14 protein-coding genes are annotated in these 14,310 nt (G+C 38.9%); 5 read left to right on the top strand and 9 right to left on the bottom strand.

Features of this window, described 5'->3' with window-relative positions; translation table 11 throughout:
- Positions 1 to 409 precede the first annotated feature (409 nt).
- The 3 genes from eno (at position 410) to DRW42_RS22020 (ending at position 2,955) form a co-directional block, all read left to right on the top strand.
- Positions 410 to 1,705 (top strand): phosphopyruvate hydratase, encoded by a 1,296-nt coding sequence (eno, locus tag DRW42_RS22030; RefSeq protein ID WP_113951034.1) that lies wholly within the window; start codon positions 410 to 412, stop codon positions 1,703 to 1,705.
- Positions 1,706 to 1,920: 215 nt separating this feature from the next.
- Positions 1,921 to 2,220: an FtsB family cell division protein gene (locus DRW42_RS22025; protein WP_113951033.1), complete on the top strand. Its 300-nt coding sequence runs from the start codon at positions 1,921 to 1,923 to the stop codon at positions 2,218 to 2,220.
- Between the two features lie 120 nt (positions 2,221 to 2,340).
- The gene (locus tag DRW42_RS22020) at positions 2,341 to 2,955 is read left to right on the top strand and encodes a trimeric intracellular cation channel family protein (RefSeq protein WP_113951032.1); all 615 of its coding nucleotides are present in this window, start codon (positions 2,341 to 2,343) and stop codon (positions 2,953 to 2,955) included.
- 136 nt (positions 2,956 to 3,091) lie between these two features.
- Here the strand turns inward: DRW42_RS22020 and DRW42_RS22015 are convergent, their stop codons facing one another.
- Positions 3,092 to 3,640: an REP-associated tyrosine transposase gene (locus tag DRW42_RS22015; RefSeq protein ID WP_113951031.1), complete on the bottom strand. Its 549-nt coding sequence runs from the start codon at positions 3,638 to 3,640 to the stop codon at positions 3,092 to 3,094.
- A gap of 212 nt (positions 3,641 to 3,852) precedes the next feature.
- Entirely contained in the window at positions 3,853 to 5,937 is a 2,085-nt protein-coding gene (locus tag DRW42_RS22010) for a hypothetical protein (RefSeq protein ID WP_113951030.1), read from the bottom strand.
- A gap of 384 nt (positions 5,938 to 6,321) precedes the next feature.
- Here DRW42_RS22010 and DRW42_RS22005 point away from each other — a divergent pair, with 384 nt between their 5' ends.
- Entirely contained in the window at positions 6,322 to 7,029 is a 708-nt protein-coding gene (locus DRW42_RS22005) for a L,D-transpeptidase family protein (RefSeq protein ID WP_244215348.1), read from the top strand.
- A gap of 74 nt (positions 7,030 to 7,103) precedes the next feature.
- Here DRW42_RS22005 and fabG read toward each other — a convergent pair whose 3' ends face one another.
- The 6 genes from fabG to DRW42_RS21975 all read right to left on the bottom strand — a co-directional run bounded on the left by fabG (position 7,104) and on the right by DRW42_RS21975 (position 13,374).
- Positions 7,104 to 7,847 carry a 3-oxoacyl-[acyl-carrier-protein] reductase gene (fabG, locus tag DRW42_RS22000; RefSeq protein ID WP_113951028.1) on the bottom strand — a complete coding sequence of 248 codons (744 nt, stop codon included), beginning with the start codon at positions 7,845 to 7,847 and terminating at the stop codon, positions 7,104 to 7,106.
- Positions 7,848 to 7,895: 48 nt separating this feature from the next.
- On the bottom strand, positions 7,896 to 8,195 hold the full coding sequence (locus DRW42_RS21995) for a GIY-YIG nuclease family protein (protein WP_244215347.1): 300 nt from the start codon (positions 8,193 to 8,195) through the stop codon (positions 7,896 to 7,898).
- Between the two features lie 125 nt (positions 8,196 to 8,320).
- Positions 8,321 to 9,397: an agmatine deiminase family protein gene (locus DRW42_RS21990; RefSeq protein ID WP_113951027.1), complete on the bottom strand. Its 1,077-nt coding sequence runs from the start codon at positions 9,395 to 9,397 to the stop codon at positions 8,321 to 8,323.
- Between the two features lie 186 nt (positions 9,398 to 9,583).
- A complete protein-coding gene (locus tag DRW42_RS21985) occupies positions 9,584 to 9,937 on the bottom strand; it encodes a four helix bundle protein (RefSeq protein ID WP_113951026.1) in 354 nt (117 codons plus the stop codon).
- A gap of 196 nt (positions 9,938 to 10,133) precedes the next feature.
- Positions 10,134 to 11,009 (bottom strand): carbon-nitrogen hydrolase, encoded by an 876-nt coding sequence (locus tag DRW42_RS21980; protein WP_113951025.1) that lies wholly within the window; start codon positions 11,007 to 11,009, stop codon positions 10,134 to 10,136.
- 397 nt (positions 11,010 to 11,406) lie between these two features.
- On the bottom strand, positions 11,407 to 13,374 hold the full coding sequence (locus DRW42_RS21975) for an SPFH domain-containing protein (RefSeq protein ID WP_113951024.1): 1,968 nt from the start codon (positions 13,372 to 13,374) through the stop codon (positions 11,407 to 11,409).
- A 346-nt stretch (positions 13,375 to 13,720) separates the two neighbouring features.
- Between DRW42_RS21975 and DRW42_RS21970 the strand changes: the two genes are divergently transcribed.
- On the top strand, positions 13,721 to 13,900 hold the full coding sequence (locus DRW42_RS21970) for a hypothetical protein (protein ID WP_113951023.1): 180 nt from the start codon (positions 13,721 to 13,723) through the stop codon (positions 13,898 to 13,900).
- Here DRW42_RS21970 and DRW42_RS21965 read toward each other — a convergent pair.
- Positions 13,897 to 14,118, bottom strand: a complete 222-nt coding sequence (locus tag DRW42_RS21965) for a cysteine-rich CWC family protein (RefSeq protein ID WP_113951022.1) — start codon at positions 14,116 to 14,118, stop codon at positions 13,897 to 13,899. The genes DRW42_RS21970 and DRW42_RS21965 overlap by 4 nt on opposite strands.
- Positions 14,119 to 14,310: the final 192 nt, after the last annotated feature.

The following is a 14,310-nucleotide window of genomic DNA, read 5'->3' as shown; positions in this document are numbered from 1 at the left end:
TACTCCTTAAATTAAGATCAAAACAAATCTAAAGGACGGCACTTTCAGGCATAGTTTCCTATAAATTACAGAACCTAAGTAATTTAAACCCGATTGAAATGAAAAGCCCGGAATGAGGTACGAATGAGGACTTGAAATGAAAAGCGGGGCCAACCCCAATCGATGTAATACTGCAATTGCTTTTCAAAAAGGCAATAGTGTAACCAAGTCTCTAATGATCTCATGCAGCGCAAGGATTCACCACTAATATTAACTTAAAATTAACCATCGGTTAACTCAAACAACTATCGTAACATTAACCCTTAAAACGCTTTATTTATTTAAAAAATATACTAACTTTGATGTTGCACTTAGTAATTGTACTTTGTACACTAAGCAGGTTAAAAAATCAACAAAAAATTAAATAAAAATGAGCATAATCGTTAATGTCCATGCCAGACAGATTCTCGATTCGAGAGGCAATCCAACAGTAGAAGTAGAAGTTGTAACAGAGGCAGGCGCTTTTGGCCGTGCAGCTGTACCAAGTGGTGCATCTACCGGGCAATATGAGGCTGTTGAATTACGTGATGGTGATAAATCTACATATTTAGGTAAAGGTGTTTTAAAAGCTGTAGAAAATGTAAATACTAAAATTGCTGATGTATTAAGAGGTATTGATGTTTTTGAGCAAAATACAATTGATAAAATCATGTTAGACCTTGATGGTACCGAAAACAAAGGTAACTTAGGTGCTAACGCTATTTTAGGTGTTTCTTTAGCTGCTGCTAAAGCTGCTGCTGATGAAATTGGTCAACCTTTATACCGTTACATTGGTGGTGTTAACGCTAACACTTTACCAATTCCGATGATGAACATCATCAACGGTGGTTCTCACTCTGATGCGCCTATCGCTTTCCAGGAATTTATGATTATGCCGGTTGGCGCTCCTTCTTTCTCAGAGGCTTTACGTTGGGGTACTGAAGTTTTCCATAGCTTGAAAAAAATTCTTCACGACAGGGGTTTATCTACTGCAGTAGGTGATGAAGGTGGTTTTGCACCAACTTTTGATGGTACTGAGGATGCCATTGAAACGGTATTAAAAGCAATTGAAACTGCGGGTTATAAACCAGGTTCACAAATCTGTTTAGCTTTAGACTGTGCTTCATCTGAATTCTACAAAGATGGCAAATATGATTATACCAAATTTGAAGGTGCTACCGGAGTAATTCGCTCTAGTGAAGAACAGGCACAATATTTAGCTGATCTTTCTGCAAAATATCCGATTATCTCTATTGAAGATGGTATGGATGAAAACGACTGGACTGGCTGGAAAAGCTTAACCGATAAAATCGGCGACCATGTACAATTGGTTGGTGATGATTTATTTGTAACCAACGTTACGCGTTTACAACGTGGTATTGATGAAGCTACTGCTAACTCAATTTTGGTAAAAGTAAACCAGATCGGTTCTTTAACTGAAACCATCAATGCGGTAACTTTAGCTCAAAACAGTGGTTATACTTCAGTAATGAGTCACCGTTCTGGCGAAACTGAAGATGTTACGATTGCTGATTTAGCTGTTGCATTAAACTGCGGACAGATTAAAACAGGTTCTGCATCACGTTCAGACAGGATTGCAAAATACAACCAATTATTACGTATTGAAGAAGAATTAGGTGAAAATGCACGTTTCATCGGTTCAAAATTCAAATACGCTAAAAAATAATTCATAGCATTGGGTTTAAACCCAATGCTATAGTGTTAACAAGTTGAAAAACTTATTTGGAGAACATCCGGAGATTTTAAATCTTCGGATGTTTTTATTTACATTTACGTCATTGCGAGGTACGAAGCAATCTTACTGCAATAGCATGGCTAAAAGCCCCTTTTTTTGAGATTGCTTCGTACCTCGCAATGACGACCTTTTCTCTTTAGAAAAATATGAAACGTTTAATAGATCTTTTCCGCAATAAATATTTCCTTGCTACTGTCGCTTTTGCGCTGTGGATGCTATTTTTCGACAAAAACGATATGATGTCGCAGTACGAGTACCGCAGTCAGGCCAATAAATTGCAGGAAGAAAAAGAATATTTCGAAAAAGAAACCGCCCAGGTTAAAAAAGATCTTAACGAACTGAATACCAACCTGAACACAGCTGAAAAATTTGCCCGCGAAAAATACTTCATGAAAAAAGATAATGAAGATGTTTTTGTGATTATCCAGGAAGAGAAGAAGGATTAGTTTTTAGTTGACAGTTCTCAATTAGCAGTTGACAGTTTGGAGTTGACAGTTCAACAATCAAACTATGGAACAATCCCTTAACAGTTAACCGATTAAGCAATTCAAACAGTTAGCCATCCAATGCTCCACATCCTCTACATCATCGCCATAACTGCTGAAGCCATGACAGCAGCACTTTCTGCAGGCCGGAGAGATATGGATTGGGTAGGTGTTTGTATTATCGCCTGGGTAACAGCTCTAGGTGGCGGTACGGTTCGGAATGTATTATTCGGCCATTATCCGATGAGCTGGGTAGAACATCCCGAATATTTAGTGATTACCGCGGTAGCAGCATTACTGGCAGCATTTATAGCCTCCATTATGACCAAACTTAAAAAACTGTTCCTGTACCTGGATGCTTTAGGATTGGTGGTTTTTACCATTATTGGCTGTCAGGTTGCGCAGGAAATTCATTTGCCTTATTTAATCGTACTTTTTAGCGGAATGATTACAGGCTGTGCGGGTGGTGTGTTGCGCGATGTACTCTGTAATGAAGTTCCATTTCTGTTTAGAAAAGAGATTTATGCCAGTGCCGCAATTGTTACCGGTGCCGTTTATATCGGTGTAGAACATTTTAAAGGAAGTGAAATGCTGGCGACCATTTCAGCCGCAGTTGTGGGATTAACGCTTAGGTTACTTTCTATCCGCTTTGAGTGGCACATGCCTAAGTTTGTTTACCGCGACGAATGGCATTAATTCCACAACTCAGTGATGTCAGATGTTACCATCTGACACTTTCAATTTCTTGAGTACTATCGATTATTTCCCAATTTATAGATAATTTATTAGTCAGATGAGAACATCTCGCTGAACATTCAGTGATTAAGGATTATCAGTCGAAAATATCTCTATAATCAGTTAGTCTCACAATATTTTCTGAACTGCCTAGATAAAATAGGGCACTACTATATTTATAATCTTCGGGACATTGGCTCAAATTCCAATGAGATTGTAGTGGATTTTGATGAATATATTCCAGCTTAATTTCGAGAAGCTCCTTATTACCTATCCAGACATCATCAAACCTATCTTCCCAAACTTTAAAAATTTGCTTATCATTTTCAACCCTGACCAAATGTAGTAATGAACTCTGAACAGATTCTAAATATTTTCTGATTTCAAAAGCACAAAACTTTTTCAAATCACGCATGCTATCCGATAATTTGTTTTCATCAGTAAAATACAATAAAATATGAAGGTGATTAGGCATGATTACATATCCAAGGATTGAAATTTTGTATTTTAAGGCGATAAAATTTAAACTATTGGCAATTATTAATTTGCAAGAATCAACTTCGAGAAGTTTCAAATGTTTATAGCAACTGGTAGTTACGAAAAAACATTTTTTGTCTAGAAATAGGTTTCTGTTTCTTAATCCCATATCTGTATAAATTCAACTCTTTCTGATGAAGGTGTTACCTACTTACGTTTTCGAAATTAATCTAAGACAAGATGTTAATTCGAAAGATAGTCTGACCGTCAGATGGTAACATCTGACGGCACACCGAACTAAGAATGGAAAATGGAAGAGGGATCATGGAAAAAGGGGAGGAAATTGGTTACATCATCCATCTTACCTCCTTACATTTTACATTACAATTCGCCATTGCGTTTTCTTAAAAACCACTCTGTACCCAGTAAAATCAGCACTAAACCAAACAACCATTTCATATTAATCAATTCGTCGTATTTTCGGTCTTCGTAGCTGATGGTTTTAATATTTTCGTTTTTGGCAATTTCATCGGCTATTATAAGCAGGTTTTCGGGCATAAAGAGTTTGCCGTTGCTCTGTTTGGAAATGTTATTTAAAAGCTGGTGATTGGCAGTGGTTTGCTGATATTCTGCAATCAGCGCATTGACATAAAAACTTCCTGCTGCGGTAAATTTCTTTCCTCCAAGTTCGGTATTGGCCAGATAAGAATAATTACCGGCAGGCATCGTTCCGGCATCCAGCTGATAGCGGTTTTCCGTTTTAGAAAAGATGTAATTAAATACTTTTCCGGCTTCATTTTTTACCTGAAGTTTAACCTCTGCTTCATTTACAGGCTGATAACTATCATTATAAAGCGTGCCGTTAAACTGGATGGTTTCATTCTCATCATAAGCCGATTTAGAAGTAAAAACCTTAAACCTCCGCTTATCATCTTTAACAGATAAATATTGAACTGTTTTTGAAATCAGGTCGTTTAAAACTGATTTGTTACTTTCATTTTCTGCTTCCGAAAGTTTCCAGCGCCACAGCCCCTCTCCCATCAGATAACCTGTTTTTGTACCATTTTCGTTTGCAAAAAATAACAATGGCTGTTGTGTGCTTACTTTGCCTATACGCTGGTTAAAAACCGGTGTGGCGCCAGCATTTACAGTCAGCCTTCCAAATGGGCTTAATAACGGATCGAAGGCCGAAAATTGCTTTTTATCTTCTTCACTAAGGTTGAAACTTGTAAATCCATTTGCAAAATCAGCATATACTTCCTGAACAGAACCATTGGCGGAGCTTAAATTTACTTGATTCTGGATCTGGTTAAAAGCATTTACATTGCTCTGTCCACCTAAAATATACCAGATCGGTTTTTTTAAGCCTGTCAACTTCTTGAGAAAAGCAGTTGACAGGTTCTGAACATCGGGCAATTGATACAATACAATCAAATCAAATTTGGAGGGATCTGTTGCGTTTAAATCATCCGCGAGTGCAAGTTTAGCTTCGTAATGTTTATTGAGTGAAATGGCCTCTTTTAATACGCTCAAATCAGGATGCGGAGCAGCTGCAGCTAACAATACTTTCTGTCGTCCGTCAATAACCTCAACATAGAAAGTCTGTACGTTATTTCTTGTTGTAATTTCATTTGGTAAAACACCCAGCTGAACGTTATATTTTTGAACACCAATTTTGCCCGCATGAATTTTTACCGGAACCGTTTTAACAAAAGAACTTCCCTTGACAGCTATATTCTGCTGTTCTATTTTCGCACCATTCTGGCTTACTGTTAGAGCAGTGGTTTCTCCGTCACTCTGGAAGGCCTGAACCTGAACTTCGATTGTAAAATCATCATCCAGGTACACAATATTATTGTAATTGACATTCGAAATCAGCGCATCACGTTTGGGGATACTATCACCCAGGGCAATGGTGTAAACAGGTGCATTGATCTGGTTGATGCTGTAAAGTGGATTTCCACCGTGGTTAAAAATACCATCCGTGGCTAAAATAATAGCGCCAACATTCCGGTTGGTATATTCATCCCTCACTTTTTGAAAAAAGGCAGCTGCATCGGTTAATTTTCCCTGATTTTTAAAATCGAAACCATCAGCAACCCGATCGCCAAAATGAAGTGTTTTTACTTCATATTTATCAGCCAGTTTATCCTGTAAGTTTTTAAGGTTTTGTTCGTATAACTTTTGATCGAAACCTGCGGCTTTAACCTGTGCAACAGATAAGGAATTATCCTGCCCGATAATGATGACAGGTTTATCCAAAGTATAATTTAAGGTTTTAATCAGCGGCGCAAATATTAACCAGGCAATGGTAGTAACCACAATAATGCGCAATGCAGTTAAACCGTACTGAAGTTTTTTATCAAGATTTTTATTACCACGATAAAGTAACCAGGCATATAGCACACCCAAAGCCAGGCAACCCAGAAAAGACAAAATAGAAGTACCCGAAAAAAAACCAGTCATAATTCATAAAGATGGTAATTTTAGGGAAATTTTCAAGGCCTTTTGTTAATTGGTCATTGGTTCGTTCAAATTGCCCAGGTTGATGGTTTAATAGTTGATGGCTATAGGCATTCTGCCAATCAACGCCATGCGCCAAACGCTTAGCGCTAAATAAGTTGTTAATTGGTTCATTCGTCATTGGTCATTGGTTCGTTCAAATTGCCCAGGTTAATAGCTTGATAGTTGATGGCTATAGGCATTTTGCCAATCAACGCCATGCGCCAAACGCTTTGCACTTGCCATGTTACATGTTGAAGATTAAATATTAGTATAAATTCGCTAGTTTTAACCAAATCAATCTTTATGAAATTAACCTGTTTAACATTTTTGCTATCCTTGAGTCTTATGGTAAATGCTCAAAATAATTTTAAAGCCACCCAGATTAAATTTGAAAGGGTAGAAAAGGCATATAATGAGAAATGGGAAACCTTAAAAAAATTCGTTCTGTCAGGTGGTTACGGCGATCAGTTTTCGATGGTAATCAATGCTTATAAAACAGAAGGCAAGCTCGAAATCTGGTTAAAGAATAATTCAGCAAAAACCTATTCTTTATTCAGAACGTACGATTTCTGTGCGCATTCTGGCACCATTGGTCCGAAGGTATTTGAAGGAGACGGACAAACACCAGAAGGATTTTATTACGTGAACGTTTTTAACCCGATGAGTAATTTTCATTTGTCATTAGGTGTGAATTACCCAAATACAGTAGATTACGCCCGGACGGGAAAAGACAGAAAACCGGGAAGCGATATTTACATCCATGGCAATTGTGTAACCGTAGGCTGCATCCCTTTAACGGATGAAAAAATTAAGGAAGTATATGTTTTAGGCGTTGAAGCCCGGAACGCAGGTCAGGAGAAGATTCCGGTAAATATTTATCCTTTCAAAATGACGGATGGAAATATGAAAAAGTACATTGCTCAATTTCCTGCTCAGGCAAACTTTTGGAAATCGTTACAGGCCGGATATTTGGCTTTTGAGAAGAATAAATATCCTGCAGAAATTAAGGAAGTTAAAGGACGATATTTGGTAACAAAAGAAGTCAAGTTTTAAAAACTTGACTTCTTTAATGCTTTTATGTGGCTGGAAAAAGCCCTCCACCTTAAACCTTCCGCCTTCAACCTCTCTTACAGCATCCCGCCACAAACAGACAAAGTTTGTCCGGTTACGTAAGCGCTCATATCAGAAGCTAAAAACACGCAAACATTAGCGATATCTTCTGTTTCTCCGGCACGTTTTAAAGGAATGTCCTTTTCCCAGCCTTCAACTACTTTTGGATCTAAAACTTCGGTCATTTCGGTACGGATAAAACCCGGAGCTACTACATTGGCACGGATATTTCTCGAACCCAACTCTTTAGCCACCGATTTTGTAAAACCAATAATACCGGCTTTCGAAGCCGCATAGTTGGCCTGACCAGCATTACCAGTAACGCCCACAACTGAACTCATGTTGATAAACACACCTTTACGGGCTTTCATCATCACTTTAGAAGCAGCTTTAGTTACATTGAAGATCGATTTCAGGTTGATGTTGATCACATCGTCCCAGTTTTCTTCACTCATGCGCATCAACAAACCATCCTTTGTAATACCTGCATTGTTTACTACAATATCAATGGTACCAAATTCGGCAACAATATCGTTGATCAATTGCTCTGCTTCAGCAAATTTAGAAGCATCAGAACGGTAACCTTTAACTTTTGTCCCGAAGCTTTGTAATTCCTGCTCTAAAGCCTCCCCTTTTTCTACTGATGATAAATATGTAAAAGCTACATTAGCGCCCTGCTCGGCAAATTTCTCAGCTATTTTACGGCCGATCCCTTTTGATGCACCTGTAATTAAGGCTGTTTTTCCTTCTAGTAATTTCATTCGTTATTTTATTGTTTGTCAGTCTGAGCTTGTCGAAGACCGAATCTATTATTTATTTTTATAATTTGATAATCTTACAATTTCTTCCCAATCTTCTTTGAATAAAGCTTCTTTTTTCTTTCTACTCCAACCTTTAACCTGCTTTTCGAAATCAATAGCATCTTCTATCTGGTCAAATCGTTGGTAATATTTTAAAATGACCGGTCGCCTTGAAAAAGTATAAGCGCGAATATTTTCTCCATTATTATGTTGCGAAAGCCTGATCTCCAAATCATTTGTTACACCAAAATAATAACTTTTATCAGCACATTCTAAGATGTAGACAAAATAATTATGTATTCTAGCCATAAAGATCTTCAGAAACATAAAGTTACTAAAAATATTCTTGCTAAAATTCTCAAGTTGAGCTTATCGAAAATCCTTCAACAGGCTCAGGATGACAGTCTGGTGGAATGTAAACTGTTGACTAACGACTAAACAGCCGGTTCCTGCTGACTTAAACAATGGAAACTACCCAGTCCCCAGATAATATCTACTGAATTGATACCGATCACCTTGCGATCCGGAAAACAGCCCTGAATAATATCCAAAGCTTTTTGGTCGTTCACATCGTCAAAAACCGGAACAATTACTGCTGCATTGGCAATGTAAAAGTTAGCGTAAGATGCCGGCAAACGGGTATCGTCATAAATTACCGGTGATGGCATTGTCAATTCAATAATGTTTAATGCTCTGCCGTCCTTCAGTTTCATTGCTTTCAACGCTTCGAGGTTTTCCTGTAACAGCGCATAGTTTTCATCCAGAGGATTACTTTCTACAACGGTTAAAACGGTATCTTCATTTACGAAACGGGTAATATCATCAATATGGCCATCTGTATCATCGCCAACAATACCATCGCCCAACCATAAAACCTGATCCTGTCCGTAATACTCCAGCAAATATTGCTCAATTTGTTCTTTTGTTAAATGCGGATTACGGTTTTCGTTCAACAAACAAGCTGTAGTGGTTAAAACTGTTCCGGCACCATTAAATTCTACCGAACCACCTTCCATTACAATATCAGGTGCAAATAAAGGCAGATCGAAATGTTTGGCAATTTTTGTCGGCACTACATCATCAAGGTCGAATGGAGGATATTTACCACCCCATGCATTGTAGCCCCAATCTACCACTGCTTTTTCGTTCCCTTTAAGTACAAATGCTGGACCATGGTCGCGGCACCAGGCATCGTTGGTTTGGTTGAAATAAAACTCAACCTGACTTAAATCGGCATTAACTTTTGTTAATTCAGCAATGGCAAAAGCTTTCATTTCCTCATCTTTCACATTAATGCGTACTTTTTCACCTTCGGTTACCGCTTTTATAAACTGGCAATAAGGCTCATAAATAGTCTCGATTTTACCCGGCCATGATGCCTCCTTATGCGGCCAGCTTAACCAGGTTGCCTCATGTTTAGCCCATTCGGCAGGAAAAGCATAACCTTGCTGCTTTGGCGAGTAATCGAACTGATTGATATTTAAATCTTTTCTTGGAGGAAAGTTTGACATAATTTTTAAGTCCGAAGTCGGAGGTCCGAAGTCGGAAGGTTAGTGTGTTATTTAAAGTCCGAAAGTCGGGTGTCCGAAGTCGGATGATTTAGTGTGTTATTTAAAGTCTGAAAGTCGGGTGTCAGATGATTTAGTGTTTTAACTATAGTCCTAATATCATCTGACTTCAGTCTTCTGACCTTTGAATCAATTCAGCGATTTGATTAAAGCTGAAATCATAACCAAAATCTCCTCGCACGATTTATAGTGTTTCTGAAAAATTTCTTCTGTTATATAATTTCTTCTTATCGCAAGATGTAAACAATTCACAACTTCAATATTTGACCTTAAAGCATAACCTAAAAATCTTTTAAATTCAGGATTACTTTGGCCTGTACTTCCTTCAGCAATATTCATTGATATTGAATCGGCAGCACGTTTCGCTTGCGACGTTAAAACATAAACTTCATCCTTAGGAAAAGTTTTTGTCATTTTATCGATCTCATCGGCTAAGTCTAAAGCCTTTTGCCAAACTTTAAGTTTTTCAAATTTGAATGCCATAATAAAGTCCGAAAGTCAGATGTCCGATATCTGAAGTTATAATTTCTTAGAAATAGACTATACAAATTACAACTTCTTAATGTTCAATCCAAACCTTTGAGATTTTCTTACTTAAATCCAAATCATCTAAATCTTATTCGCCCTGTAGGTATGCCCTTTGACTTCCGTCTTCGGACATCTGACATCTGACCTTTTTTTAATCGCCGTCAATATATCTTTTTGTAATCGGCTGATAAGAATCGATCCTTCTGTCCCTTAAAAAAGGCCAGTGCTTACGGAAGAAATCAGATTCTGATAAATCCAGTTCAACCACTTCGGTTTCTTCCTGATCGTGCGAGCCTAAATAAAGTATTTTGCCCTGTCCGTTGGTAGCAAAACTACCTCCCCAGAATTTCATGGCACCATCCTGCTCAAAACCTACACGGTTTACACTTACCACAGGCACTCCATTTGCCACTGCATGTGAGCGCTGAATGGTTTGCCACGCATTATATTGATCCTGGTTGGTTTCCTCATCCTGATCGGTTGCCCAGCCTATTGCAGTTGGATAGAAGAGAATGTCAGCCCCCATTAAAGCCGTGATGCGTGAAGCTTCAGGATACCATTGATCCCAACAAATTAAAATGCCGATTTTTGCGAACTTAGTCTGGAAAACTTTGTAACCCAAATCGCCTGGCGTGAAATAGAATTTTTCGTAAAAAGCGGGGTCATCAGGAATATGCATTTTGCGGTATTTACCCAAATATGAACCATCGGCATCTAAAACTGCAGTTGTATTGTGATACAAACCTTCAGCACGTTTTTCGAAAAGGGAAGCTATAATTACCACACCCAATTCTTTGGCTACAACCTGCAATGCATCAGTTGATGGACCTGGAATAGCTTCTGCCAGATCAAAATTATCATAATCTTCAACATCGCAGAAATACAGCGAAGTAAAAAGCTCCTGCAAACATACAATCTGTGCACCTTTTGCTGCTGCTTCTCTTATTTTCGCAATCGCTTTATCTAAATTTTCCTGCTTATCTTTAGTACAGCTCATCTGCACCAGGCCAACATTAACTTTCTTCATATTTTTGAAATGAGAGAATGAGGGAATGATTGAATGATAGAATGTTTAAATGAGAGAATGTTTAAATGAGAGCATGTTTAAATGAAAGAGTGCTTAACTTGTAGCTATTCAATCATTCAAAACTCAGTCATTCAAAAATCAATCATTCAAAATTCTATCATTCAAAATTCTATCATTCTAAATTTGGCTGCAAAGTTACTAAAAAGGTTTAAGGTATAAAGACAAAAAGGGTCGTCATCTCGACCGAAACGCAGTGGAGCGGAGAGATCTATCTCGAGACAGATTTCTCGGCTTCGTTGCACTCCGCTCGAAATGACGATAATGCGGGTTAAGAATAAACAACAGCAAAACAAAAAGCCCCAACTTACGCTGAGGCCTTACAATTAATTAAAATCTATTATGGATTAATATTATCCTTTTTAGGTTTTGGTTTTGTTTCTACAATTTCTGCAACGGCAACCACTTCTTTACGTTTTTCGGGATCCATTAATTCCATTAATTTAAGCCCAAGTAAGCCGTCCATTGCTGAGCCGCCGTGATTACCGCCATTGCCACCAATAAGCACATCAGGGATCAGTTTTACATTGCCTTTTGATAGTTCTTCGGTGATTTTATAACGGGTAAAGTTTTCGCCACCCAAAGCTTTAACTGCAAGTTCGTAAGCCTCAGCAGTTGATTTACCTACAGCCAAAATTTTACCTGCTTCGGCACTACCGGTTAACGAAATCTGTTCTGCCTCCGCTGATGCACGCAGTTTAATCGCTTCCGAATCCGCCTGTGCCCTTGCTTTGGTTGCTTCTGCTTCGGCATGGGCCCTCATTTTTGTGGCTTCGGCCTCTGCTCCTACCGCCAGTTTTACACCTGCAGCATCACCTTCCGATTTTTTCACCGTTGCACTTGCGGTACGTTCGGCAATCTCTACACTCTGTTGCGCCTTTACAATATCCTTTTGCATATCGGCAATGGCCGTTTCTTTCTCCATCCCCTGACGCGTTTCCTGCGCCTGTTTCTGCGTATCGTAGGTGATTTTCTGTTCCTCCGCGATTTTACGGTCAGTTAAGGTTTTCATTAACGACTCTGGCGGAACAATGTCACCGATCAGCGTGTCAACTGCGTTCACATTATACTCATCAAGCACTTTACGGATGTGTTCTTTAGCCGATTCCTGACGTTCTTTACGGGTACTCAAAAAAGCAATTACATCACTGCCCTGTGCCGAGTTACGGAAATAGTTACCGATTGTTGGTTCTAAAACCTGCGAAACGAGATTGACCATATTACCAAAACGGGCAATTACTTTTGGGGCTTCTGTTGTAGGCACGTGGATAATCTGCGCCACATCCAGGTTAAACGGGAAACCATCTCTCGAACGTACGGTAATGGTAGATAAGTTTTTATCCAGGTTGTGTGCCTCACTCCTTGCCGATGCCCAGTTGAGCACCAGGTTGGTTGTAGGCACCAGTTCTACCTTCATAATATACTTGTTAATCGGATATTTACCCGGTCCAAGTGGTTCTAACCAAACACCTTTAGATCCTTTGCCCACAATATTACCGTGTTTAAAGTCTGCTCCGGTTAAATCGCTCCCTTCCTGACCGATAAACGAAATCACCACTCCCACATAACCAATGGCAATTTCCATCATCGGGATTTCTTCCAGCTGAACTGCCCAGGGGTTGAGGTTGTAAGAACCTGCCAGAATTACCTGCGGTTGCAGACCACGGTTACCGCCCAGTTTGATAAAAGCATCAAAATCCTGGAAATTGTTGTGCCCCTCAACCATTTTACCGGCAATCTGGTTGGCTTCGATTGGTAAACCATCCAATGTGGTTACAATGCCCACCATGCTTTCCTGAATGCGGATCATATCAGTTACCGACACCTGAAAGAGCATGGTATTGATACGGTATGAACCGGATGTAATGTAAGCCGTTTGCCTTCCCCGCTGACCGCCGTTTTCGAGAAACTTCACCGCATCCTGAAAGTTATCAGATTCTACCTTTTGTCCGAGGATATTTCCCGTTGGGATTTCTGATCCGTCTTTGGCCATAATGAGCCCTATTTTTCCTTCCGGAATAATGGTAAACTGTTCCATGGTTACACTATACTGCCAAAACCACATTCCGAAATACAATCCCGGCGCCAAGGTTTTTCCCTGGAAACCAGCTTCTCCCCGGATGGCGATGATCCTTCCGTCGGGCAGTTCTTTTGCTGAACCGAAGAGCACGAATTTTTTGGTAATCAAACCGATCCTGTCTTCGGGTACGATCACCATCCCGAATAAGAAACGTAAAATATATTTGTATAAAACTACGCACAACAGTGCCACTAAAACCCACCAGTAATTAGAAATGAGCGCTTCCATAACGTTTTGTATTTTTCTGTTTTTTAACTTGATAAACCATTTATCAAGCACTACATTGACATCAAATTGTATGCATTGTTACCAGATTTAACACTTATTTTTAAACTATTTTTTATCGGTTTTAAGACCTAAAACAAGTGCTAAGCTAAACGATTTAAGGAATACGAACTGCAGATGACATTTTTAGGTTTTATTTACCTGAACGCTTATAAACGCCGAAAAATGGCCTTTTGAATCTTGACCAAGATCTGCAGAAATTTTAATTGTATAATTAACAGTTAATAGGCAAAAGTTGTCCTTTTTTAGACCTATGGAATTGACCTGATTGGGAGACAATATTTAGATTTTGGCAGAACTAAAAACCTTTCAAAAAAGCACGGTACCTGCATATAATAAACCCGATTGGACGGATGCCCCCGATTTTTTTATCGGGCAGAAGGGAAAGCGGGACTGGAACCAACGGAAAGGTACAGGAACCTGCTTTTCAGATGATTTTACCACAAAGGCACGAAAATACAAAGATTAAGCCCCAATTTCATCTCTATATTCCTGCTGTAGCTCAAACAGGCATTTGGCGCACAGGCAACCATCGTAGAGTTCGGAAATGTACTGTACTTCGTTAATGCTCAGCTGCACTACGCTACATTGACACTTGGTATAAGAATTTGCCTTGCACTCAATAGCCGTTCCGCATCTTTCGCAGGGAATGATTTCGTGTTTGCTATGTTTTAAAGTGCTGTTCATTCATTCAATGGTTCACTGGTCATTCGTTCATTAGTCATTAGTTAAATCACTTAGGCATCTTGCAGAACCAACAAACAAATGACTGATGAACGACTGAACTATACAAAAATATAAACAAAAAATAAGGTTTTGAGCGTTTGCCCAAAACCTTATCTATTTTATTGCTTTATGATGAGAAGAACAACTATTGCT

This window comes from Pedobacter miscanthi, assembly GCF_003315595.1.
GTDB lineage: Bacteria > Bacteroidota > Bacteroidia > Sphingobacteriales > Sphingobacteriaceae > Pedobacter > Pedobacter miscanthi.
Note: the sequence above shows the minus strand (reverse complement) of the source record. Positions and strands in the feature narration are given on the sequence as shown.